The following is a 24,568-nucleotide window of genomic DNA, read 5'->3' as shown; positions in this document are numbered from 1 at the left end:
TGTGGCGAGGGAGCTTGCTCCCGCTGGGGTGCGAAGCGCCCCCGAACTCTGCAGACCGGCTCTTTCAGACCTATCGCGGGCGCAGTTTGACGACTGCTTCGCAGCCGAGCGGGAGCAAGCTCCCTCGCCACAGTAGTTCTCATGGCAACAAACATGACCACGCCCACTCCCTGCTACCACTGCGCCCTGCCCGTCCCGCCCGGCAGCCGGTTTACCGCCGTCGTTCTCGGCGAAACCCGCGAGCTCTGCTGTCCGGGTTGCCAGGCCGTGGCCGAGGCGATTGTCGCCGGCGGGCTGGAACATTATTACAGCCACCGCAGCGAGGCCTCGGCCAACCCGGAAGCCTTGCCAGTGCAACTGGTGGACGAACTGGCGCTGTATGACCGTGCCGACGTGCAACAACCCTTCGTCCGCCACGAAGGCGATCTGGCCGAAACCACCCTGCTGATGGAAGGCATCAGCTGCGCGGCCTGCGGCTGGCTGATCGAGAAACACCTGCGCAGCCTGCCCGCCGTGGCCGAGGCACGGTTGAACCTGTCCAACCATCGCCTGCACGTACGCTGGGCCGACAGTCAGTTGCCGTTGAGCCAGGTGCTCAGCGAACTGCGCCACATCGGCTACGCCGCCCACCCCTATCAGGCCGACCAAGCCTGCGAACAGCTGGCCAGCGAAAACCGCCTGGCCTTGCGTCAACTGGGCGTCGCCGGCTTGCTGTGGTTTCAGGCGATGATGGCAACCATGGCCACCTGGCCAGAATTCAACATCGACCTCAGCCCCGAGTTGCACACCATTCTGCGCTGGGTCGCACTGTTCCTGACCACACCGATTGTGTTCTACAGCTGCGCGCCGTTTTTCAAAGGTGCGATGCGCGACCTGCGCACCCGCCACCTGACCATGGACGTTTCCGTTTCGCTGGCCATCGGCGGCGCCTACCTCGCCGGGATCTGGACCTCGATCACTGGAGTCGGTGAGCTGTATTTCGACGCGGTCGGGATGTTTGCGCTGTTTCTACTGGCTGGCCGTTACCTGGAGCGCCGCGCCCGCGAACGCACCGCCGCAGCCACTGCACAGTTGGTGAACCTGTTGCCCGCGTCGTGCCTGCGCCTGAGCGCCGACGGTCAAAGCGAGCGCATCTTGCTCAGCGAGTTGCGCCTTCGTGACCATGTGTTGGTGCATCCCGGCGCCATCCTGCCGGCCGATGGCAAGATCCTCGACGGCCAGTCGAGCATTGATGAATCGCTGCTCACCGGCGAGTACCTGCCACAACCTCGAACGCTCGGCGACGCGGTGACTGCCGGCACCCTGAACGTCGAGGGTGTGTTGACCGTCGAAGTGCTGGCGCTGGGCCAGGACACTCGCCTCTCGGCCATCGTCCGCCTGCTGGAGCGCGCCCAGGCGGAGAAACCGCGCCTGGCAGAAATCGCCGACCGCGCCGCGCAGTGGTTTCTGCTGCTGTCGCTGATTGCCGCCGCCGCCATCGGTTTACTCTGGTGGGAACTGGATGCGTCCCGCGCGTTCTGGATCGTTCTGGCGATGCTGGTCGCGACCTGCCCTTGCGCCTTGTCGCTGGCCACGCCGACTGCACTGACCGCCGCTACCGGCACCTTGCACAAACTCGGCCTGCTGCTGACGCGCGGCCACGTGCTGGAAGGCCTGAATCAGATCGACACGGTGATTTTCGACAAGACCGGCACCCTCACTGAGGGTCGCCTGGCCTTGCGTTCGATTCGACCACTGGGCGCACTCGACAGCGACCAGTGCTTGGGCCTCGCCGCCGCCCTGGAAAACCGCTCAGAACACCCGATCGCTCGCGCTTTTGGCCGGGCGCCACTGGCGGCAGAAGAAGTCCTCAGCACCCCAGGATTGGGCCTTGAGGGCCTGGTCGGCGAACAGCGTCTGCGCATCGGTCAACCGGCGTTTGTCTGCGAGCTCAGCGGCTGTGCGATGCCGACAATGCCGGATGAAGCCGGCCAATGGCTGTTGCTCGGCGACAGTCACGGCGCACTCGCCTGGTTCGTCCTCGATGACCGCCTGCGCAGCGACGCTCCGGCCCTGCTCGCGGCGTGCAAAGCACGCGGTTGGCGCACGTTGCTGCTGTCCGGTGACAGCTCGCCGATGGTCGCCAGTGTCGCCGCTGAATTGGGCATCGACGAAGCCCGTGGCGGATTGCGCCCGGATGACAAGCTGCAGGTGCTCAAGCAACTGCACCAGGAAGGCCGCAAGGTGCTGATGCTCGGCGACGGGGTCAACGATGTGCCGGTGCTGGCCGCCGCCGACATCAGCGTGGCCATGGGCTCGGCCACCGATCTGGCGAAAACCAGCGCCGACGCGGTGCTGCTGTCCAACCGCCTCGACGCGTTGGTGCAGGCCTTCAGCCTGGCCCGACGCACACGCCGGGTAATCATCGAGAACCTGCTGTGGGCCGGGCTGTACAATGGCCTCATGTTGCCATTCGCCGCCCTCGGCTGGATCACTCCGGTGTGGGCCGCAGTCGGCATGTCCATCAGTTCCCTGACTGTGGTGTTGAATGCACTGCGCCTGACTCGCATGCCGAGCCAGCCAAGCATCAACGCCACGCCAGAAACCCGCCCGCTGCCGGCCTGAGCCGCACGAGCATGGAGTCCAGATGCCAGCTCTCTACGTGATGATCCCGGCGGCGCTGCTGATCGTCGCCATCGCCATTTACATCTTCTTCTGGGCGGTCGACAGCGGTCAGTACGACGACCTCGACGGTCCGGCCCACAGCATCCTGTTCGACGACCAGGACCCGAACCATCAGGCGGCTGTCGACGAAGCCAGCGGCCACCCGCCGGCTGATCCGGCCAAGCCGGCCGACAAGGCCCCGCCTCATGTTTGAGCTGGCCCCCATGCTGGTGTCCGCGGTGATCCTGGGCCTGCTCGGCGGCGGGCATTGCCTGGGCATGTGCGGCGGGCTGATGGGTGCGCTGACCCTGGCGATCCCCAAGGAACAACGCAGCCGGCGTTTTCGTTTGCTGCTGGCGTACAACCTCGGGCGGATTCTCAGCTACGCCACCGCCGGCCTGCTGATCGGCCTGGCAGGGTGGGCCGTGGCCAACAGCCCGGCGGCGATGTTCATGCGGATCCTGGCCGGATTGCTGTTGATCGCCATGGGCCTGTACCTGGCCGGCTGGTGGAGCGGCCTGACCCGAATCGAAAGCCTGGGGCGCGGCCTGTGGCGCCACATACAGCCAGTTGCCAACCGCTTGCTGCCCGTGTCGAGCCTGCCACGCGCATTGCTGTTGGGCGCGCTCTGGGGCTGGTTGCCGTGTGGTTTGGTCTACAGCACGCTGCTGTGGTCCGCCAGCCAGGGCAACGCCATCGACAGCGCGTTGTTGATGCTCGCGTTCGGCCTCGGCACCTGGCCGGTGCTGCTCGCCACCGGGCTGGCCGCCGAGCGCGTCACCGCACTCCTGCGCAAACGCAGCGTGCGCATGACCGGCGGCTTGCTGGTGATCCTGTTCGGCCTCTGGACCTTGCCTGGGCCGCATCAGCATTGGTTGATGGGGCATTAGATCGGCGATGCGTCCTTCGCGAGCAAGCCCACTCCCACATTGAAATGCATTCCCCTGTGGGAGCGAGCCTGCTCGCGAAGGGGCCATCACCGGCAACCCGGATCGACCGTTGATGCAAATCAAGATGACCATTATGTGAACCCCCTAGACTCGCCAACACTGCCAGCCTATCCGGGGGAATGCCCGCATGCTCGACGCCATTCGTTGGGACACAGATCTGATCCGCCGTTATGACCTGGCGGGGCCACGCTACACCTCGTACCCGACCGCGGTGCAATTCAACAGCCAGGTTGGCACGTTCGACCTGCTCCATGCCCTGCGTGATAGCCGCAAGGCCCAGCGGCCATTGTCGCTGTACGTGCATGTGCCGTTCTGCGCGAACATTTGCTACTACTGCGCTTGCAACAAGGTCATCACCAAGGACCGTGGCCGCGCCCTGCCCTACTTGCAGCGTCTGGAACAGGAAATCCAGCTGATCGCCTGTCATCTGGACCCAAGCCAGAAAGTCGAACAATTGCACTTTGGCGGCGGTACCCCGACCTTTCTCAGCCACGACGAACTGCGCCATCTGATGGCCCAGCTGCGCAAGCATTTCAACCTGCTGGACGACGACTCCGGCGATTACGGCATCGAGATCGACCCACGAGAAGCCGACTGGTCGACCATGGGCCTGCTGCGTGAGCTGGGCTTCAATCGGGTCAGCATCGGCCTGCAAGACCTCGACCCTGCGGTACAGCGCGCGGTCAATCGCCTGCAAAGCCTGGAGGAGACCCGGGCAGTGATCGACGCGGCGCGTACCTTGCAGTTTCGCTCGATCAACATCGACCTGATCTACGGCCTGCCCAAGCAAACCGCCGAGAACTTCGCCCGCACCGTGGACGAAGTCATCAGCCTGCAACCGGACCGACTCTCGGTGTTCAACTACGCGCACCTGCCGGAACGCTTCATGCCGCAGCGGCGAATCAACAGCAACGACCTGCCGGCTCCCGCCGAAAAGCTGAACATGCTCCAGCGCACCATCGAGCAACTGACCGCCGCCGGTTATCGCTACATCGGCATGGACCATTTCGCCCTGCCCGATGATGAACTGGCCATCGCTCAGGAAGAATCAACGCTACAACGCAACTTCCAGGGTTACACCACCCACGGTCACTGCGACCTGATCGGACTTGGCGTGTCGGCCATCAGCCAGATCGGTGATTTGTATTGCCAGAACAGTAGCGATTTGAATCAGTACCAAAATGCGCTGGCGAGCGCACAACTGGGCACCAGTCGCGGCTTGCTGTGCAACCAGGACGACCGCCTGCGGCGGGCTGTGATTCAGCAGTTGATTTGCAGTTTCAGCCTGGCATTCGCCCAGATCGAGCAGGCCTTCAACATTGATTTTCGCGGCTACTTCAGCGAGCTCTGGCCGCAGCTGCGCGCCATGGCCGAGGATGGCCTGATCGAACTCGACAACGAAAAAATCGTGGTCCTGCCGGCAGGGCGATTGCTGGTCCGTTCGGTGTGCATGGTCTTCGATGCTTACCTGGAGCAACAGAATCGCCAGCGTTTCTCTCGGGTGATTTAAAACACCGCAGGCTGGTCTCCAGGTCATTGCGTGAGTTACCCTTACATCTTATGTGTGTTTTCCCACAAGGATCTAAGAAATGTCCGAGCCAGTTAAACTGCGCGCTCATAGCCAGGCACATTGCAAGGATTGCAGCCTGGCCCCTCTCTGCCTGCCACTTTCTCTGAATCTGGAAGACATGGAAGCGCTGGACGAAATCGTCAAACGTGGTCGCCCGCTGAAAAAAGGCGAGTTCCTGTTCCGCCAGGGCGACCAGTTCGATTCCGTCTTTGCAGTACGCTCCGGCGCGTTGAAAACCTTCAGCCTGAGCGATGGCGGCGAAGAACAGCTCACTGGTTTCCACCTGCCGAGCGAGCTGGTCGGCCTGTCCGGCATGGACACCGAAAGCCACCCGGTTTCCGCCCAGGCGCTGGAAACCACTTCGGTGTGCGAAATCCCCTTCGAACGCCTTGATGAACTGGCCTTGCAACTACCGCAGCTGCGCCGCCAGTTGATGCGGGTGATGAGCCGCGAGATTCGCGACGATCAGCAAATGATGCTGTTACTCTCGAAGAAAACCGCTGACGAGCGTATCGCCACGTTTCTGGTCAACCTGTCGGCACGTTTCCGCGCTCGCGGGTTCTCTGCCAACCAGTTCCGCCTGAGCATGTCGCGTAACGAAATCGGCAACTACCTGGGTCTTGCAGTGGAAACCGTATCCCGCGTGTTCACCCGCTTTCAGCAGAACGAACTGATCGCCGCCGAAGGCAAGGAAGTGCACATCCTCGACCCGATTCAGCTCTGCGCGCTGGCCGGCGGTTCGGTCGAAGGCTGATGGCGTCATTGCGGCTGAGCGAACCTGCTCGGCCGCAGTTATACTTTGGCGTTTGTAGCCCGCCAGGACACTTCGACGATGTTCATCGACTCCTTCGACATCAAATCCCTGATCCGCCCCGTGATCGACTTTCCAAAGCCGGGCGTGATTTTTCGCGACATCACTCCGCTGTTCCAGTCCCCCAAGGCCTTGCGCCTGGTGATGGACAGCTTTGCACACCGCTATGTCGAGGCCGACTTCACGCACATCGGCGCCATGGATGCCCGCGGCTTCTTGATCGGCTCGATCCTCGCCTATCAACTGAATAAACCGCTGGTACTGTTCCGCAAACAAGGCAAGCTGCCGGCTGACGTGCTGTCCGAGGGGTATCAGACCGAATACGGCGAAGCCTTCCTTGAAGTCCACGCCGACAGCCTCTGTGAGGGCGACTCGGTGTTGATGTTCGATGACCTGATCGCCACCGGCGGCACGCTGATCGCTGCGGCCAATCTGGTTCGACGCATGGGCGCACGGATTTTCGAAGCCGCGGCAATCATCGACCTGCCGGAACTGGGCGGCTCCCAGCGCCTGGAAGACATGGGCATTGCGACGTTCTGCCTGACTCAGTTTGCGTTGTCCGAACAGTAAGGCGGCGCCTGTAGCGCCGTCATCGCGAGCAGGCGCGCTCCCACACTGAACCGTATCTACCTTGAGGACGCGGTCAACTGTGGGAGCGAGCTTGCTCGCGATGACGTCAGCCGCAACACCGCCTGCTTCAAAGCCCCATCTGCTTGCTGATGATTTCATTCATCACTTCACGTGTGCCGCCGCCAATGGACAGGATCCGGTTGTCGCGGTACAGCCGCTCTACCAGGCTTTCACGCATATAACCCAGCCCACCGAGGATCTGCACCGCGTCGGTGGTAATGCGATCAGCCGTGTCGGTGGCAAAATTCTTGGCCATGGAAATTTCCTTGATCACGCTCTGCCCCGCAGCCATTTTCGCGGCTTGTCGATAAGTGAACTCTCGAGAAACTTCCAGCGCCGTGGCCATTTCCGCCAAGCGATGCTTGAGCACCTGAAATTTGCCAATCGGCTTGCCGAACGCTTCGCGCTGCCGAGCCCATTTCAGGCTTTCTTCCAGTGCCAGTTGTGCAGTCATGTTGGCCATCAGCGCCAACGCCAGGCGCTCGCTTTGAAAGTTGCCCATGATGCAGGCAAATCCCATGTTCTCGGTGCCAATCAAGTTGCCCGCCGGTACGCGGCAATCATCGAAAAACAGCTCGGCGGTGTCCGACGCCCACCAGCCCATTTTCTTCAGTTGACGACCGACGGTGAATCCCGGCGTGCCCTTCTCGATCAGCAGCAGGCTGATACCGCCAAAACCCGGCTCACCGGTGCGCACCGCAACGGTATAGAAATCCGCACGAACGCCACTGGTGATAAAGGTTTTGCTGCCGCTGACCCGGTAGTCGGCGCCGTCACGCACGGCGCGGGTTTGCAGGTTGGCTACGTCTGAGCCGCCGCTGGGTTCGGTGACCGCCAAGGCGCTGATCTTTTCGCCCGAAAGGACCTGTGGCACCACCCGGTCGCGCACCTCGGGCCGGGCCCATTTGAGGATCGGTGGCAGACCGATATCCAGCGAACCCAATCCCGCCACCAGCCCGCCGGAACCACAGCGCATCAGCTCTTCACTCGCCGCGATCTTGGCGAACAGGTCCCCCTCATGACTGCCGCCCAGCGCTTCGGGATAACCAATACCGAGAATCCCCGCAGCCCCGGCCTTGAGGTAGAGCTCACGAGGAAAGCCCTCGGCCTCCTCCCACAGATCAATGTCCGGAAGAATCTCGCGCTCGACGAAACGTCGCACGCTGTCGCGGACCAACTGATGGCCAGGGTCGAAGTATTCCTGAAAGGCAGGCATCGGCGAGCTCCACTGAAGGTTCAGCGAACTTACCTAGCGCTTGCTTGGTTTTCAAGAGTTTTGAATGAACACGTTGCACCGAGGCGCCTGCATCGCGAGCAGGCTCGCTCCCACATTGGACCGCACTCGCCAGGACAACTCGGTTAACTGTGGGAGCGAGCCTGCTCGCGATGGCGTCAGCTCAGGCGCTACAACGCGATCGGCTTACGCCCGGCAAACGAATGGGCCAGGGTGCCGCCATCTACCAACTCCAGTTCGCCACCCAACGGCACGCCGTGAGCGATACGCGAGGCGATCAGGCCTTTGTTGCTGAGCAACTGGGCGATGTAGTGAGCGGTAGCTTCACCTTCAACCGTCGGGTTGGTGGCCAGGATGACTTCAGTGAACGTACCCGCCTCTTCGATCCGCGCCAGCAGTTGCGGAATGCCGATGGCTTCCGGACCCAGACCGTCGAGCGGCGATAAATGCCCCTTGAGCACGAAGTAGCGACCGCGATACCCGGTCTGCTCCACCGCATAGACGTCCATCGGCCCTTCGACCACGCACAGCAAGGTGTCGTCGCGGCGAGTGTCGGCACATTGCGGGCACAGATCGTCTTCGGTCAGTGTGCGGCACAGTCGGCAATGGCCGACCCCTTCCATGGCCTGGCTCAAGGCCAGCGCCAGCCGCGAGCCACCGCTGCGATCACGCTCTAGCAGTTGCAACGCCATGCGCTGGGCGGTTTTCTGACCGACACCGGGCAAGGTGCGCAAGGCGTCGATCAGTTGGCGAATCAAAGGGCTGAAGCTCATGGGGGAAAGGTCCGACAAAACAACGAGACGCGGTTTATACCCGCGCCTGAAGGCCGACGTCAAATGCTCATCCGCGGCGATGTTTGTGCTTTCACTGTGGCGAGGGAGCTTGCCCCCGTTCGGCTGCGAAGCAGTCGTAATTCAGGCAATCGTGTTCTTTCAGGGGCGCAGCATTGTCTGGATTGCGACCGCTTCGCGCTCGAACGGGGGCAAGCCCCCTCGCCACAGACACGAACTCTGCCAGCCGGATACAAAAATGCCAGGCTAGGTGCCTGGCATTTTTGTAGTCCTTCCGATGGGTTTTCGCGAATCAGAATGGCAGTTTCATGCCCGGCGGCAGTTGCATGCCTGCGGTCATGCCGGACATTTTGTCCTGGCTGTTGGCTTCGATCTTGCGCACGGCGTCGTTGACGGCGGCGGCGAACACGGCCTCCAGCATCTCCTTGTCGTCTTCGCTCAGGCCTTCCACCAGGCTTGGATCGATGGTCACGCGCTTGACGTCGTGACGACCGGTCATCACCACGGTGACCATATCGCCACCGGCTTTACCGGTGACTTCGGCGTTGGCCAGTTCTTCCTGCATCTTGGCCATTTTTTCCTGCATCTGCTGTGCCTGCTTCATCAGGCCGGCCATGCCACCTTTCATCATTGGAATCACCTCAAAAGTACTTGGATCAAAACAGCGCCCGGCCCAGCGGGCCAAACACTTTCAGTTATTAGCCCTGGGTGACCAGAGCCTCGACAGGTTCAATAGTATCGTTACGGATCACCGCACCGAACTGTTGCATCATTTGCTGGATGAACGGATCGCCGTGAATCGAATCCTCGGCCTCGCGCTGACGGTCGACACGTCGACGTGAAGCCGCCTGGGCCGGGGTTTCCTGCTCGGGCTTGATCAGCTCGATGCTTATTGTCAGGGTGCGCTGGTGATACTGGTTCAGCGCATCGTTCAACCGGCGTTGTTGAGTGGCGTTGAACAGCGCGCTGTGGGCCGGGTCGAGGTGCAGCAGCCAGTGGTCGCCATCGACCGCGATCAGCGTGCAGTTGGCGGCGATGCTGCCGGTCATGCCGGAAATCGGCAATTTCGGGAACAGTTCCAGCCATTGCAATGCTAGCCCTGTGGCCGGCATCGCGGCCGGTTCAGGTTCGGGTTCAGGCGCAGGTTCTGCGGTGTGTTCACTGGCCAGCTCATCAAGGTAACTATAGGCCGAATCCATGTCCGGCTCGATGTAGTCCTCGTCCAGCGGCGGCTCGTCATCCAGGTCCATGCCCGGCGTTGCAGCGTCGACCTCAGCCACCGACGGCTCGGGAATCGGCGCGGCGGTTAATGAAGGGGCATCGGGTACAACGCTGTCCGGAGTCGGCGTCGGCATGGGCGTCAGGTCAGGCTGCTCAGAGGTCGTCTCCAGCACTGGCTCGATGGCCGGCTGCTGCACCACCTCCAGCTCAACCGGGTCGTTCCAGGGCAGGTCGATGACCTCTTCGACGATGGCCGCCGGTGCAACCACCGCCTCGACCACCGGTTCAGGTTCAGCGACCGGGACGACAGGCGCAGGGGCCGGCGCAAGCACTTCGGCAACCGGCTGAACCGGCGCCGCAACAACAGGCGCAAGAACTGGAGCAGGAGCGACTACCGGCGCAATGCGCGGTGCGCCAGCCACTGAGTTTGCAGAATCAACCGTGGCCTGGCTGATCCCCACTGGCTTTAGCGGCTGCCTCGGTGCGTCCGCGGTGTCTGCCGGTCGGAACGCCAGCATTCGCAGCAAGACCATTTCGAAACCACCGCGCGGATCTGGCGCCAGCGGTAAATCGCGGCGACCAATCAGGCCCATCTGGTAATAGAACTGCACATCTTCGGCCGGCAAGGCCTGGGCCAGCGCCAGTACCCGGTCGCGGTCGCCATGACCGTTATCGACGCCTTCAGGCAAAGCCTGGGCAATCGCGACCCGGTGCAGTACGTTAAGAATCTCCGACAGCACGCCATTCCAGTCCGGCCCCTGCTCGGCCAGATGCCGCACTGCTTCCAGCAACGCCTTGGCATCGCCATCAAGCAGCGCGTGCAGGACGTCGTAGACCTGCCCATGATCGAGCGTGCCCAGCATCGCCCGCACGTCGGCCGCCATGACCTTGCCTTCACCGAAGGCAATGGCCTGGTCGGTAAGGCTCATGGCATCACGCATCGAACCGTCGGCGGCCCGACCCAACAGCCACAGGGCGTCGTCTTCGAACGGCACATTCTCGACACCGAGCACATGGGTCAAATGCTCGACCACACGCTCCGGCGTCATGTTTTTCAGCGAGAACTGCAGGCACCGCGACAAAATCGTTGCAGGAAGTTTCTGCGGGTCAGTGGTCGCCAGGATGAACTTGACGTAGGGCGGCGGCTCTTCGAGGGTTTTCAACAGCGCATTGAAGGAATGGCTGGAGAGCATGTGCACTTCGTCGATCAGGTAGACCTTGAAGCGCCCACGGCTCGGCGCGTACTGCACGTTATCGAGCAGCTCACGGGTGTCCTCGACCTTGGTCCGGCTCGCGGCGTCGATCTCGATCAGGTCGACAAAGCGCCCTTCATCGATTTCGCGGCACACCGAGCACTCGCCACACGGTGTCGACGTGATACCTGTTTCACAGTTCAGGCATTTGGCTATGATCCGCGCGATGGTGGTCTTGCCCACACCGCGGGTGCCGGTAAAAAGATAGGCGTGGTGCAGCCGCTGGCTGTCCAAGGCATTGATCAGAGCCTTGAGCACATGGGTCTGGCCGACCATTTCGCGGAACGAGCGCGGACGCCATTTACGTGCAAGAACCTGATAACTCATCGAAAACCGTCGCAACTGGGAAGCGGAAGCGGGTAATGCTAGCGGAGCAAGGGCAAAATTGCATCCGGTGCGCTCGGCTAATCTGGCTAAGCTGCTCTTCGGAGGCGTTTTAATCGGTTCCTGCCGGTTTTTTGCTGGAGAGTTTATGCGTTCAGCCTTGGGAGCTTTGCTGTTGATCAGCGTCAGCGCTATTGCCGCGCCTGCACCTTTACGCTTTGCGATAACGGACAGCTGGGCCATGCCCATGGTGCAAATCGAGCACGGCCAGCCGACCCAAGGTATTTTGTACGATGTAATGCTCAGCCTGGCCACGCAGGTGGGACTGCCGGCCGAATTCCACGTACTGGCCCGCGCACGCGTGCAAGGCTCAATGGAGCGCGGGGAAATCGACATCCGCTGCTATGCGGCGCAATCCTGGCTGCCGAACCTGCCGGATGACTACATCTGGAGCGTTCCGCTGTGGTTTCAGCGCGACCTGCTGATCGCCACGAAAAGCGCACCTGCCTCGGTCGTTCCCGCCAACCTTCCCGTGCAGCCGATCGGCGCTGTGCTTGGTTACAGCTACCCGACCCTGCAACCGCTCTTCGACAGTGGCCAACTCAAGCGCGACGACGCGCGCAACCAGGAACAAGTGCTGCAAAAGCTGCTGGCCGGTCGTTATCACTACGCCGTCAGCAATCAATGGGCCCTGGACTGGTTCAATCAGAAACTGATGCCCGACCGGCAATTGCAGGGCGTCGCCGTCTTGCAGGAGCAAAACGTCGGTTGTTATATGCGTAACGACCCAAAACTGCCGGTCCAGCTGATTCTGCGGACGCTGCTCAAGATGAAAATGTCCGGGGAAATCGACGATATCATCCGGCTCTACACCGGAACGACCGAACCGGCCCAGGCCACACCCTCGCAGTAACCCTCAGACCACCTGATCCAGCGCCTGCCACTGAGTCGGCGCGACGAAGGCCTCGACCCAACCCGGCACTTCACTGGCCGGCATCGGCCGCGCAATGAAATAGCCCTGCGCCACCTCGCAGCCCAGGCGTAACAGCAGCTCGCCATGCTCGACGCTTTCCAGGCCCTCGGCGATCACTTCTCGCCCAAAGGCCCGAGCAAGACCGATCACTGCAGTGGTCAACGCCAGATCGTCGCGATCATGCAGTATGTCGCGCACAAATGACTTATCGATCTTGATGGTCTGCGTGTGCAGGCGCTTGAGGTAACTCAGCGACGAATAGCCCGTGCCAAAATCCCCCAGAGAGAACCTCACGCCCAGCGCCTGACACGCTTGCAGGCAAGTGCTGACGTGCTGAATATTTTCGATCGCCACCGACTCGACAATCTCCAGGTCGAGCAACTGGGGAGCGACCCAGGCATGGCGTTCGAGCACATGCTTGAGCCGGTCAAAAAAATCCGCCCGCTGAAAATGCCGTGCCGCGATATTGATACTGACCGGCCAGCGTTGACCGTCCTTTTGCCATTGGGACAACTGCGCCAGAACCTGCTCCATCACCCACTCGCCGATATCGACGATCAGATCAGTCTCCTCCACCAACGGCAGAAACTCCCTGGGCGGCACTAAACCGTTCTGTGGGTGCTCCCAGCGCAGCAGCGCTTCAAAGCCAACCACCGCACCGCAACGCATATTGACCTTGGGCTGAAAATGCAGGCGTAGCTCATCGTTGAGCAATGCCTGACGAACCCGCGCGACCGTCTGATGAGTCGCCTTGACCTCCTGGTCGTGCAGCACATCAAACAGGTGAAAACGGTTACGCCCGCTCTGCTTGGCCACGTACATCGCCTGATCGGCGTGGCGCAGCAGGGTTTCCGCGTCTTCGCTGTCGACCGGGAACAGGGTGACACCGATGCTGGCAAACACATTGATGTCCTTGCCCAGAATCGAATACGGCGCAGAGATCGCCCCCAGCACTCGATACAGCGCCGCGCGCAATTCCGGCATATCGCGCACGTAACGCAAGATCAGCACGAATTCATCCCCGGCCAGTCGCGCCACCACGTCCTCGCCGCGAACGATGGTGCGCAGACGCTTGGCCACTTCCACCAACAACAAGTCGCCGCTGGCGTGACCATAGCCATCATTGACCGCCTTGAAGCCGTCGAGGTCGAGCATGCACACCGCCAACGGCACGTTCTCGACGCGGGAATAGTCCAGGGCCTGATCGAGCAAATCGGAGAGAAACGCCCGATTGGGCAGACCGGTCAACACATCGTGGCCGACCCGCCATTGCAGAGAGTGCAATAACTGACGTTTTTCGCTGATGTCGAAGCGAATCGACAGATACCGGCGGACCCGGCCGGTCGATTCATCCAGTACCGGCACCATGGTGCTATCGACCCAGTACAGGCTACCGTCCTTGGCCCGGTTGCAGATTTCGCCCTTCCAGACCTTGCCCAAGGCAATGGTGCGCCACATCGTCGCGAAGAACTCGTCAGGATGCAGGCCGGAATTGAGGATGCGGTGGTTGGCACCCAGCAACTCCTCGCGGCTATAGCCCGACACCGCGCAAAACAGATCGTTGACGTAAGTAATGCGCCCCGCCAGGTCCGTCTCGGAGAAAATGGCGGCTGCGTCTACGGCCCTGCGATACTTCTCATCCATGAGTCTGGCTCACTGTGGCTAGCGGTTGTACCGCTCGACCAGCGCACAACGCCCGGAAGAGATGTTTTGAAAGGTGTGGCACTGCGCAGGGGATCGCAGCGCGTGATGCTGTCGGGGCAACATCCTTGTAAACGAGCGGGCCGGCAAATTCAGATGCACGTTAAAACTCCATGGACAGCATTTGATGGCCCCCGAACAGACGAAGATCAACTAGGGTACAGGCACGTCAAAAACACCGACTCTGGTAATATTGCACAGGCATTTCACGTCGGCAGCGGCGTTGCTGCACACCCTGCGAGGTAACGCAATGCTGGCTGTATCACATTGCCTGGACTTCTGAAGCCAGGTCACCAAATGCCCGTACAGAACAGGGATTCTACGAAATACATCACATTTTGCAAAGCAAGGTGATGGATCATGCAGTTGTCTAATGCAAAAATCTATCGTTAAGTTCTTGATTCTAAATGGGAATTGAGCGATGCAAATTTCAAGTTTGGGTCCAGCCATAAGACGCTATCGCAAGGTGGCGGGGCTTACTCAGGCTGAACTCGGTGAAAAAACCGGTTTTGACCCCAAAACCATCAGCCGCTTCGAAACCGGCACCTATACCCCCAGCGTGGAAGCCCTGTTCATGCTTGCCGATGTGCTGGGAGTGAAGCTCAAAGCGTTTTTCGCCGATCTTGGCGACGAAGACGAACAGCGAGCGTATTTGTTCGGTGTCATACACAAAGCCACCCCGAAGGATCTGGGAAAGCTGATCGCGGCGGTAGACCAGGCCTTGTCCAAGCCTTAGAGCCAGAAACAAAAAAAGAGCAGGCATGCGTATCGGACTGATACACATGCCTGCTCTTTTCATTTGCGCTGAGTCCTGACGGACATCGGCGCCGACAGGCTTGCGCGCTCGCAATGGCGGTGTTTTCTTCAGGCGCAGTAAAACATCGATCGGAAATGATCAATGGCTTAAGAATCTGGATTTCTGGAGAAAATACAAACCTTGCGAATGAAGGTTTGGCGTTATGGAGGCAACCCCACCAGCCACACCCCGGCACACAATGTTCCCGCTGTGGCTGCTTCCTTCCGGATCTGACCAGGTTCACGGGTAATCGTTGCGGGGGGACCGATGGGGTCACCATAACGACGCTCACCTGACGGCGAGCCGCGCCATTGTACCTATCTGAGACGAAGTTACAACCGTTGGCGCGGATTAAAAAATATGAGTCAGGTCAAGGACATGCGCAGACCCGGAAAGATCGCAACCGGTAGCAGCTGCCGGAGGCTGCGTTCGGCTGCGCAGCAGTCGCGAATCCGTTGCACACGGTTTATCTGAAAAACCGCGTTGTCTGACTTTACGACTGCTGCGCAGCCGAACGCAGGCTTCGCCAGCTGCTACGAGATCCACCTTACTGGGTGCGTAAAACCTCGTCCGCCCTGCCACCTTCCAGCTGAATCACCAGGTGAATGAAATGCAGCTTGGCGATCACCGCCGACGGCAGGACGAAGGGATAGAAATCCGGTTGACCCATGCTGCGCGACAGCTCGTTGAGCATGCCGGCCAGTTCGATCCAGGCGTTGACAAATGACAGAAACGACGCTCCATCGGGATGCTGCGGATCGTAGAGGGTGCTCGGCGGGAATGGCTGGTAGTCGAAATCCATCTCCCGGGCACTCATGCCAAACCCCAACGCTGTGTCCACTGCATCCATCATGTGCAGGTAGTGCGCCCAGGTTTCCGCCCAGTCTTCCCACGGGTGCATGGTGGCGTAAGCGCTGACATGGCTTTGCTGCCAGCCCAGTGGAGCGCCCTGCTGGTAATGCCGCTCCAGCGCCTCGGCGTAACTGGCGCGCTCGTCGCCAAACAGTCCGCGAAACGCTTCCAGCCAAGGGTCGTTGGCGATCAGGCGATCCCAGTAGTAATGCCCGACTTCATGGCGAAAATGCCCGAGCAAGGTGCGATACGGCTCGCGCATCTGCACGCGGACGCGCTCGCGGTGAGCATCGTCGGCCTCTTTGATATCAAGGGTAATGAGGCCATTGGCATGACCCGTGGTTGGTGGCTTACCCTCAAGGTCGACACCGACGAAATCAAACGCCAGACCACACTCTTCGTCGATTGACTTGGGGATCACCTGCAAGCCCAGACCGACCAGTTGCGCGACCAGCCGCCGCTTGGCGATTTCCACCTTGCGCCAATGGTCATGGTTTTCGAGGATCGACAGGTCGGGGATGGTCCGATTCAGACTGCAGGCAATGCAGTGCACGCCCCAACCATAAGCCGGAAGCAGCCAGTTACAGGCCGCCGGCGTATCGAGATTGGCGCAACGGCGAAACAGCCCTGCCTCGGGCTCCGCGTCGAGCAGCCAGGTATCGGCTTCGCCCCCCGGCGCGAGCGATGACAGACGACTCTGCTCAGGCTGGTAACCCAAGGCTGCCGAGCAGGCCAGGCACTGACTGTTGCGAAAGAACAGTGACTGCCCGCAACGGCAGTGCCAGACCTTACTGTTACGCGAGCTTTCGCCAACGAATGGCGCGGCGATACGTGAGCTGAGCTGCTCGAAAAAACGGTACATGGCGATCTCTCCCTGAGGCCTGCCAAGACTAGATCATTCTCGCGCCATGATCGCTCACTGTTTCGACACGCCCTTGTGGCGAGGGAGCTTGCTCCCGCTCGCTTGCGCAGCAGGCGCAAAATAACGAGGGGACCGCTTCGCGCTCCAGCGGGAGCAAGCTCCCTCGCCACAGGTCAGGTATCAGACCGAAATGCCGTGCCCGGCCAAAAACGCCACGAACGCCTCTTCGTCCAGTACCTTCAAGCCCAGCTCATTGGCTTTGACCAATTTGGAGCCGGCACCAGGTCCTGCGACCACGCAGTAGGTCTTGGCCGACACCGAACCCGCGACCTTGGCGCCGAGGCTTTCGAGCTTGTCCTTGGCGACGTCGCGGCTCATCAACTCAAGGGCGCCGGTGAGCACCCAGGTCTGACCTGCCAGCGGTAAGCCTTCGACGATTTTTTTCTCGCTTTGCCAGTGCATACCGAAGTCGCGCAGTTGCTTTTCGGCGTCCAGCGCCAGCTGACGATTCGCTTCGTTGGTGAAAAACTCCCGAACAGCGTTGGCCTGCTTCTCAGGCAACGCCTGACGCATGTCCAGCCAGTCGGCGCTGATGATCGCTTCCAGCGAACCGAACTTGTCGGCCAGCTTCTGCGCCCCACCCGGCCCGACCGAGGGAATGTTGAGTTTGTCGATCATCCCGCCCAGCGTGGTACTGGCGGCGAATTCGGCACCCAGTTCGCCCTGGTCCTGAATCTCCAGACCGTGCTTGAGCAACTCTTCGATCACCTTCCGGTTATGCGCATCCGTAAAGAAACTGTGAATTTCGTAGGCCACTTCCAGCCCGACGTCCGGCAAGTACGTCAGCACTTGCGGCAACGCCTGCTGAACCCGCTCAAGCGACGCCAGCGAGCGCGCCAGGACCTTGGCCGTCTCTTCGCCGACATCCGGAATACCAAGGGCGTAGATGAAACGCGCCAACCCCGGTTTCTTGCTGTCGGCAATGGCGCCAAGCAGGTTCTTGCTCGACAGCTCGGCAAATCCTTCAAGGTCGACGATTTGCTCGAAGCTCAAGGCGTACAGATCCGCCGGCGAACTGACCAGCCCTTCGTCCACCAACTGCTCGACGCTCTTCTCGCCCAGCCCTTCGATGTCCATGGCCCGGCGCGAAACGAAATGGATGATTGCCTGTTTGAGCTGCGCACCACAGGCCAGACGCCCAACACAGCGATACACCGCGCCTTCGCTGACAGTCTCGCGCCCCTTGCTGCGTTTGACCAACTGCGTGCGCTCGACATGGGAACCGCAGACCGGGCAGCACTCAGGGATCTGCACGGGACGGGCGTTTTCCGGACGACGCTCGGTGACCACTTGCACCACTTGCGGGATCACGTCACCGGCGCGGCGGATGATCACTGTATCGCCGATCATCAAGCCCAGACGCGCCACTTCGTCCATGTTGTGCAACGTCGCATTGGACACGGTCACGCCGGCCACTTTCACCGGTTTCAAACGTGCAACCGGGGTGACTGCACCGGTCCGACCGACCTGGAATTCCACGTCGAGCAATTCGGTGAGCTCTTCCATCGCCGGGAATTTGTGGGCAATCGCCCAGCGCGGTTCACGAGCGCGGAAGCCCAGCTCACGCTGCGAAGCGATGCTATTGACCTTGAACACCACACCGTCGATTTCATAAGGCAGTGCGTTACGGCGCTCGCCGATGTCGCGGTAGTAATCCAGGCACTCATCGATGCCCTTGGCCAGTTTCAGCTCGCGACTGACCGGCATGCCCCACTGTTTGAGTTGCTGCAAATTACCGATATGGGTGTCGGCAATCTCGGCCGACACCTGACCCAGGCCGTAGCAACAGAACTCCAGCGGACGACTGGCCGTGATCTTCGAATCCAGCTGGCGCAAGCTGCCCGCCGCGGCATTGCGCGGGTTGGCGAAGGTCTTGCCGCCGACCTCCAGTTGCGTGGCGTTAAGGCGTTCGAAACCGGCCTTGGACATATACACTTCACCGCGCACTTCCAGGGTCTCTGGCCAGCCGCTGCCGTGCAGCTTGAGCGGAATGTTGCGCACGGTGCGCACGTTGACGCTGATGTCTTCACCGGTGGTGCCGTCACCACGCGTAGCGCCGCGCACCAGCATGCCATCCTGATACAGCAAACTGACTGCCAGACCGTCGAGCTTCGGCTCGCAGCTGTATTCAACCTCGGCGCCACCGCCGAACAAATCGCCGGCCGGCACATCCAGACCTTCAGTGACCCGGCGATCGAACTCGCGCATGTCGTTTTCTTCGAAGGCGTTGCCCAGACTCAACATCGGCACTTCATGCCGCACTTGAGTGAACGCCGAAAGCGCCGCACTGCCCACCCGCTGAGTCGGCGAGTCGCTGGTGATCAACTCAGGGTTTGCCGCTTCCAACGCCTTGAGCTCATGGAACAGCCGATCGTATTCGACATCCGGAATGCTCGGCTCGTCGAGGACGTGATAACGGTAGTTGTGCTGATCCAGCTCAGCGCGCAGCTCTAGAATGCGGTTTTCGGCGGCGGTCATGGTGTTCTCTCATAAAGCAAAAGAGCAGCCGAGGCTGCTCAATCTATTTTTGCTGATTGTCCCGCGCCGGGCGCGGGAGCAACCTTGAATCAGCGCTTCTGGGTCAGGGCACGACGCTCGAACTCGACGATACGCTGACGGTAGTGCTCGATGGTTTGAGCGGTCAGTACGCTGCGCTGATCGTCTTTCAGCTCACCATTGAGCTCTTGAGACAGTTTGCGAGCGGCAGCGACCATCACGTCGAAGGCTTGTTTCGGGTGACGCGGGCCAGGCAAGCCGAGGAAGAAGCTCACGGCCGGGGTGCTGAACAGATCGATATCGTCCAGATCGAACACGCCAGGCTTGACCGCGTTGGCCATGGAGAACAGCACTTCGCCGTTGCCGGCCATGCTTTCATGACGATGGAAGATATCCATCTCGCCAAAGCGCAGGCCGCTTTCCAGAATGTTCTGCAACAGGGCCGGACCTTTGAAACCACCCGGGTCACGGCAGATCACGCTGATGACCAGGACTTCTTCCGCCTTCGGCTGTTCTTTATCCGCCACCGCGCTCGACGATTTGGTTTCGTTCGGGAAGTCATCGTCACGGCTGCTGAAGCTCGGGCCGCCGTCCAGGTCCAGGTTCAAATTCAGATCGCCCTGGGATGGCTCGCTGCCACGCTTGCCGCGCTTGGAGCCGGATTCACGCGGCTCACGGGCAGGCATGCTCACCGACGGCAAGTCATGCTCGTCCAGTTGCGGTTCTTTATGGGTGTCCAGCACGCGCGGCGGGCCCAGCAGCTCGGCGCCGCTGTCCTCGTCCGGCAGGTTCGACAGGCTGCGGTCCAGGCGAAACTTCAGCTTGCCCTTGCCGCCGCGCATGCGCCGCCAGCCATCAAAAAGAATACCGGCAATGACAATAATGCCGATGACGATCAGCCACTCGCGCAGACCGATTTCCATGTAATCCCGTGCCTCTATAAAAAATGCTGAAAAATAAGGGGTTTACAAGCTGCAAACCGCTTTAAAACGTGGCGCCAACTCTATGTTCTGAATGGCGTTTTGCCCACGCATACGAAAAATTGACATTAAACTAGCACGACCAAAGATAACTTTACACCGTCAGTCACACTGGCTTCAGCCATTATGTCGATTGGCCAGCAATCTGCGTGGATAAAAACACCCGTTTCGCGCAAACACATGGCCTCCGCGCATGACTCAGACGTCCACCATCGCCATCGCCTCCTCGACATCCACGGCTACCAGACGTGAACAACCGGGCTCGTGCATCGTAACCCCCATCAATTGGTCGGCCATTTCCATGGCGATCTTGTTGTGGGTGATATAGATGAACTGCACCGTTTGCGACATCTCTTTCACCAATCGGGCATAGCGTCCAACGTTAGCGTCATCCAGCGGTGCGTCAACTTCGTCGAGCATACAAAACGGTGCCGGATTCAGCTTGAAGATCGCAAATACCAGTGCCAATGCGGTCAACGCTTTTTCACCGCCTGACAGCAAATGGATGGTGCTGTTCTTCTTCCCGGGCGGACGCGCCATGATCGTTACCCCTGTATCGAGTAGATCTTCGCCCGTCAGTTCCAAATAAGCGCTGCCACCACCGAAAACTTTTGGAAATAGAGCCTGTAATCCACCATTGATCTGATCAAAGGTATCTTTGAAGCGATTACGGGTTTCCTTGTCGATCTTGCGAATGACGTTTTCCAGGGTGTCGAGCGCTTCCACCAGATCGGCGTCCTGAGCATCCAGATAACGCTTGCGCTCGGACTGCTGCTGATACTCGTCGATAGCCGCGAGGTTGATCGCACCCAGTCGCTGAATTCGCGCGGCAATGCGTTCGAGTTCTTCTTCGGCTTCCTTCTCGTTGGCCCCTGCCACCAGCGTGGCGAGCACGCCGTGCAGGTCATAGCCGTCTTCAAGCAATTGATCCTGCAAGGTTTTACGGCGCACGGTCAGGGCCTGCCATTCCATACGCTGATGTTCGAGTTGACCACGGATCAGCTGCGATTGCTGCTCGGCCTGACTGCGGCGCTTCTCGGCGTCACGCAATTCGCGGTCGGCATCTTCCAGAGCGATCTGCGCGGTCCTCAGCTCTTCGTCGACGCTCATGCGTTTGTCGAGTAGCTCTTCAAGCTTGAGCCGCAATTCTTCCAGCGGCGCTTCACCTTCTTCCAGGTTGAGGCTGAGTTGTTCGCGCTTTTCAGTCAGGCGTTCGGACTGTAACTCCAGCCGTTCCAGCGCCTGACGGGTTGAATCGTGTTGTGCCTTGAGCGAGCCCAGACGCACCGCCAACTGGTGGGCGTGGTCTTTATGCTGGCGGGCTTCCTGGCGCACGCGGTCAAGGCGCTCACGCAAACTGTCGCGCTGAGCTAGCAGCAACTCGCGCTGCTCGGTGTCAATCGCCATGCTGTCGAGGGCTTCCTGCAATTGCAGGCGCGACTCGCCCACCTGCTCATGTTCCAGCGCGCGCTGCTCACTCAACTCGCCGAGCTCTTCATCGAGCCGCGTGCGACGCAATGTCAGCTGCTCGGCCTTGGCTTTACCGGCGGACAACTGAGCTTTCAATTCGCCCTGCTGACGCGCTTCGTCTTGCAGCAAACGACGCAGGTGTTCGCGGCCGTTCTCTTGCTGACGTTGCTGGGCGCGCAGGTTTTGCAGTTGGGTTTCCAGAGTTTCCACGGTCGCTTCGCGTTCTTCACGCTCAAACCCCAGACGCTGGATTTCCTGCCCGCGTGCCAACATGCCGCTCTCGGCCTCACTGGCGCGGCGCACCCGCAAAAAGTGCCGACCAACCCAGTAGCCGTCACGGCTGATCAAGCTTTCGCCGACCGACAACTGACCACGCAGCGACAGAGCTTGTTCGAGGCTCTCCACCGGCTTGACCTGCCCCAGCCATGGCGACAGATCGATCTGCGCCTCAACCTTGTCGAGCAGGCTGCCGGGAATCCGCACACCGTCGCTGGCCGGGCTGAGCAAGCGCAGATCGCCTTGGGCAAACCCGGATAGATCGAAGCCCGCGAAGTCGTCGACCAGCACCGCTTGCAGGTCGGCACCGAGCACGGTTTCCACCGCCAGCTCCCAACCCGCGTCAACCTTCAAGCCTTCGGCCAAACGTGGACGCTCAGCCAAATGTTGTTCGCGCAACCACTCGGCGGTGCCGGTACCCGGATCGAGCGCCGCTTGCTGCAAGGCCTCCAGAGAGGCAAGACGCCCGTTGAGTCGTTGCAAGTCGCCCTGCGCCTGCTGCTGGTTTTGCAGGGCCAGTTGCAGCTCTTGACGCAACTGCTCAAGCCGCTCGACCTGCGCTTCCTCGCTGGCCTGCAAATCTTCGAGCGTTGCCTCGCTGGCGGCGAGTTGCTCGCTGAGGTCGAGAATCGCCGCGTCTTCCGGATCAGCCGACAGCAGGTCGCGCTCCTCAGCCAAGCGACGTTGACGTTCGGCCAGACGCTCCATGCTGGTTTCCAGCTGCTGAATTCGCGACTGTTGGACTTCGGCCTGACGCCGTGGCTCGGCCGAGCGCAGGTTGAAACTGTCCCACTGCTCCTGCCAGCCGTGCATGGTGGTTTCGGATTCTTCCAGCGCGGCGGCGGCTTCTTCAGCCGCGGCGCTGGTGACTTCCTGCTCGGGCGTGAGCATGTCCAGTTCCTCGCCGAGGGTCGCCAGCAAGGTGCGGTCGTGCCCCAGGTGCGATTCGGTTTCCAGCCGTGAACGTTCGGCTTCCTTGAGGTCGTCCTGCAACTGGCGCAAACGCTGTTGACCGTGCTGGATGCTCTGCTCGACCCGGGCGATGTCACCGCCGACCGAATAGAATCGCCCCTGCACCAGATTGAAGCGTTCCGAGAGGTCGTGATGACCGTCGCGCAGCCGTTCGATGCTGGCATCCGCGTTGCGCTGTTCAGCGACCAGGGCTTCGAAACTGATCTCCTGGTTGCCGATGATCGCCTCGCGCTGGCCGACCTGTTCGTTCAATGCCTGCCAGCGCAACGCCGACAGCTGAGCCTTGAGCTGACGCTCTTCGGCTTTGTATTCCTGATACTTCTCGGCCGCCTGGGCCTGACGGTGCAAGCGCTCGAGCTGCCGTTCCAGCTCATCACGCAGGTCGGTCAGGCGCGCAAGGTTTTCGTGGGTGCGACGAATGCGGTTTTCGGTCTCGCGACGGCGCTCCTTGTATTTGGAGATCCCCGCCGCTTCTTCGATGAAGTTACGCAGGTCTTCCGGCTTGGCTTCGATCAGCTTGGAGATCATCCCCTGCTCGATGATCGAGTAGCTGCGCGGACCCAGGCCGGTGCCGAGGAAGATATCGGTAATGTCTCGACGACGGCATTTGGTGCCGTTGAGGAAATAGGTGTTCTGGCTGTCGCGGGTGACTTTGCGGCGAATGGAAATTTCCGCGTAAGCCGCGAACTCGCCGATCAGCGTGCCATCGGAGTTATCGAACACCAGCTCGATGCTCGCCTGGCTCACCGGTTTACGGCTGGTGGAACCGTTGAAGATGACGTCGGTCATAGACTCGCCGCGCAAGTTTTTTGCCGAGCTCTCGCCCATCACCCAGCGTACGGCGTCGATGATGTTCGACTTGCCGCAACCATTGGGCCCGACCACCGCCGCCATGTTACTGGGGAAGTTCACCGTGGTCGGGTCGACGAAGGATTTGAACCCCGCCAGTTTGATGCACTTGAGCCGCACGCTTAGGCAGCCGGCAAGGCGGACAGCACCAGATCGCAACTGCGTCGGGCATAGGCTGAGAGCACGACGCGAATCTGCGGCAGATCACGGGCCAGCACGGCCGCGAGCAAGCGCTCGAACAGTTCGAGGAACTCGCTCATCTCGGCTTTGCGCTGTTCCAGGGCAAGAAAATACGCGCGGCTCATGGCCGGCTGCAGGTTCTCGACGGTTTCCTGCAAGTACGGGTTATTGGCGAAAGGGTACGCCGCCCGCATCACATTGAAGCTGTCTTCAACAAAGGCGCGGATGTCCTGACGCTCGTAACTGGCACTCAGGCGCTGCTGGATTTGCAGGAACGGCGCCATGTCGGCCTGGACTTGCCAGTCGTTGGCCACCGAATTGCCAAGCAGGATGTACAGCTCGCTCATTAGTGTGCACAGGCTCTGCACCTTGTGCGCGGTGAGTTCGGTCACATGGGCGCCACGACGCGGCAGGATGGCGATCAGGTGCCTGCGCTCGAGGATCAGCAACGCTTCACGAACCGAGCCGCGGCTGACATTGAGGGCCAGCGTGACCTTCTGTTCCTGAATGCGCTCTCCCGGCTTGAGGTCGCCGCGAATGATGCGTTCGGCGAGGTGGTGAGCAATTTGCTCGGCGAGGCTGTCCGGCGCCTTGAACGTCATGGTTTTCCTTCAAAATCTTCGATCTGCACAAGCGGCGCAGTGTAGCGCAATTGATACGTAATGGCGCAGGGC

At 60.6% G+C, this 24,568-nt stretch carries 18 protein-coding genes and 1 other RNA gene; 8 read left to right on the top strand and 11 right to left on the bottom strand.

Features of this window, described 5'->3' with window-relative positions:
• Window positions 1-153 precede the first annotated feature (153 nt).
• From NTD87_RS18955 to NTD87_RS18930, 6 genes are all read left to right on the top strand, one after another.
• Window positions 154-2,604 carry a heavy metal translocating P-type ATPase gene (locus tag NTD87_RS18955; protein WP_262115689.1) on the top strand — a complete coding sequence of 817 codons (2,451 nt, stop codon included), beginning with the start codon at window positions 154-156 and terminating at the stop codon, window positions 2,602-2,604.
• 22 nt (window positions 2,605-2,626) lie between these two features.
• Window positions 2,627-2,857, top strand: a complete 231-nt coding sequence (gene ccoS, locus NTD87_RS18950; RefSeq protein WP_262115687.1) for a cbb3-type cytochrome oxidase assembly protein CcoS — start codon at window positions 2,627-2,629, stop codon at window positions 2,855-2,857.
• The gene (locus tag NTD87_RS18945) at window positions 2,850-3,533 is read left to right on the top strand and encodes a sulfite exporter TauE/SafE family protein (RefSeq protein WP_262115686.1); all 684 of its coding nucleotides are present in this window, start codon (window positions 2,850-2,852) and stop codon (window positions 3,531-3,533) included. The genes ccoS and NTD87_RS18945 overlap by 8 nt, the downstream gene beginning before the upstream one ends.
• A 187-nt stretch (window positions 3,534-3,720) precedes the next feature.
• Window positions 3,721-5,103: an oxygen-independent coproporphyrinogen III oxidase gene (gene hemN, locus NTD87_RS18940; protein ID WP_262115684.1), complete on the top strand. Its 1,383-nt coding sequence runs from the start codon at window positions 3,721-3,723 to the stop codon at window positions 5,101-5,103.
• Window positions 5,104-5,182: 79 nt separating this feature from the next.
• Entirely contained in the window at window positions 5,183-5,917 is a 735-nt protein-coding gene (fnr, locus tag NTD87_RS18935) for a fumarate/nitrate reduction transcriptional regulator Fnr (protein WP_262115682.1), read from the top strand.
• A gap of 78 nt (window positions 5,918-5,995) precedes the next feature.
• Window positions 5,996-6,544, top strand: a complete 549-nt coding sequence (locus tag NTD87_RS18930; RefSeq protein ID WP_262115680.1) for an adenine phosphoribosyltransferase — start codon at window positions 5,996-5,998, stop codon at window positions 6,542-6,544.
• A 127-nt stretch (window positions 6,545-6,671) separates the two neighbouring features.
• Here NTD87_RS18930 and NTD87_RS18925 read toward each other — a convergent pair whose 3' ends face one another.
• From NTD87_RS18925 to dnaX, 4 genes are all read right to left on the bottom strand, one after another.
• Window positions 6,672-7,820: an acyl-CoA dehydrogenase family protein gene (locus NTD87_RS18925; RefSeq protein WP_262115679.1), complete on the bottom strand. Its 1,149-nt coding sequence runs from the start codon at window positions 7,818-7,820 to the stop codon at window positions 6,672-6,674.
• Window positions 7,821-8,008: 188 nt separating this feature from the next.
• The gene (gene recR, locus NTD87_RS18920; protein WP_262115678.1) at window positions 8,009-8,611 is read right to left on the bottom strand and encodes a recombination mediator RecR; all 603 of its coding nucleotides are present in this window, start codon (window positions 8,609-8,611) and stop codon (window positions 8,009-8,011) included.
• A gap of 310 nt (window positions 8,612-8,921) precedes the next feature.
• The gene (locus NTD87_RS18915; RefSeq protein ID WP_008028561.1) at window positions 8,922-9,260 is read right to left on the bottom strand and encodes a YbaB/EbfC family nucleoid-associated protein; all 339 of its coding nucleotides are present in this window, start codon (window positions 9,258-9,260) and stop codon (window positions 8,922-8,924) included.
• Between the two features lie 67 nt (window positions 9,261-9,327).
• Entirely contained in the window at window positions 9,328-11,430 is a 2,103-nt protein-coding gene (gene dnaX, locus NTD87_RS18910) for a DNA polymerase III subunit gamma/tau (protein ID WP_262115676.1), read from the bottom strand.
• A 145-nt stretch (window positions 11,431-11,575) separates the two neighbouring features.
• On the opposite strand from dnaX, the gene NTD87_RS18905 reads away from it, so the two are divergent.
• Window positions 11,576-12,340 (top strand): substrate-binding periplasmic protein, encoded by a 765-nt coding sequence (locus NTD87_RS18905; protein WP_262115674.1) that lies wholly within the window; start codon window positions 11,576-11,578, stop codon window positions 12,338-12,340.
• Window positions 12,341-12,343: 3 nt separating this feature from the next.
• Here the strand turns inward: NTD87_RS18905 and NTD87_RS18900 are convergent, their stop codons facing one another.
• A complete protein-coding gene (locus NTD87_RS18900) occupies window positions 12,344-14,044 on the bottom strand; it encodes a putative bifunctional diguanylate cyclase/phosphodiesterase (protein WP_262115672.1) in 1,701 nt (566 codons plus the stop codon).
• 478 nt (window positions 14,045-14,522) lie between these two features.
• On the opposite strand from NTD87_RS18900, the gene NTD87_RS18895 reads away from it, so the two are divergent.
• Window positions 14,523-14,837, top strand: a complete 315-nt coding sequence (locus NTD87_RS18895; RefSeq protein ID WP_054593225.1) for a helix-turn-helix domain-containing protein — start codon at window positions 14,523-14,525, stop codon at window positions 14,835-14,837.
• A 233-nt stretch (window positions 14,838-15,070) separates the two neighbouring features.
• Here the strand turns inward: NTD87_RS18895 and ffs are convergent.
• The 6 genes from ffs to NTD87_RS18865 form a co-directional block, all read right to left on the bottom strand.
• An RNA gene (gene ffs / locus NTD87_RS18890) (signal recognition particle sRNA small type) lies at window positions 15,071-15,167 on the bottom strand.
• Between the two features lie 277 nt (window positions 15,168-15,444).
• Window positions 15,445-16,611, bottom strand: a complete 1,167-nt coding sequence (locus NTD87_RS18885; RefSeq protein ID WP_262115668.1) for a putative zinc-binding metallopeptidase — start codon at window positions 16,609-16,611, stop codon at window positions 15,445-15,447.
• A gap of 180 nt (window positions 16,612-16,791) precedes the next feature.
• The gene (gene ligA, locus NTD87_RS18880) at window positions 16,792-19,149 is read right to left on the bottom strand and encodes an NAD-dependent DNA ligase LigA (protein ID WP_262115666.1); all 2,358 of its coding nucleotides are present in this window, start codon (window positions 19,147-19,149) and stop codon (window positions 16,792-16,794) included.
• An 89-nt stretch (window positions 19,150-19,238) separates the two neighbouring features.
• Entirely contained in the window at window positions 19,239-20,090 is an 852-nt protein-coding gene (gene zipA / locus NTD87_RS18875; protein WP_262115664.1) for a cell division protein ZipA, read from the bottom strand.
• A 255-nt stretch (window positions 20,091-20,345) separates the two neighbouring features.
• On the bottom strand, window positions 20,346-23,834 hold the full coding sequence (gene smc, locus NTD87_RS18870; protein WP_262115662.1) for a chromosome segregation protein SMC: 3,489 nt from the start codon (window positions 23,832-23,834) through the stop codon (window positions 20,346-20,348).
• A 2-nt stretch (window positions 23,835-23,836) separates the two neighbouring features.
• Window positions 23,837-24,496: a GntR family transcriptional regulator gene (locus NTD87_RS18865; RefSeq protein ID WP_262115661.1), complete on the bottom strand. Its 660-nt coding sequence runs from the start codon at window positions 24,494-24,496 to the stop codon at window positions 23,837-23,839.
• Window positions 24,497-24,568: the final 72 nt, after the last annotated feature.

The sequence above is a fragment of the Pseudomonas sp. 6D_7.1_Bac1 genome (assembly GCF_025465945.1).
Taxonomy (GTDB): Bacteria; Pseudomonadota; Gammaproteobacteria; order Pseudomonadales; family Pseudomonadaceae; genus Aquipseudomonas.
The sequence above is the reverse complement of the archived record's forward strand: the minus strand, read 5'-3'. Positions and strand labels throughout refer to the sequence as shown.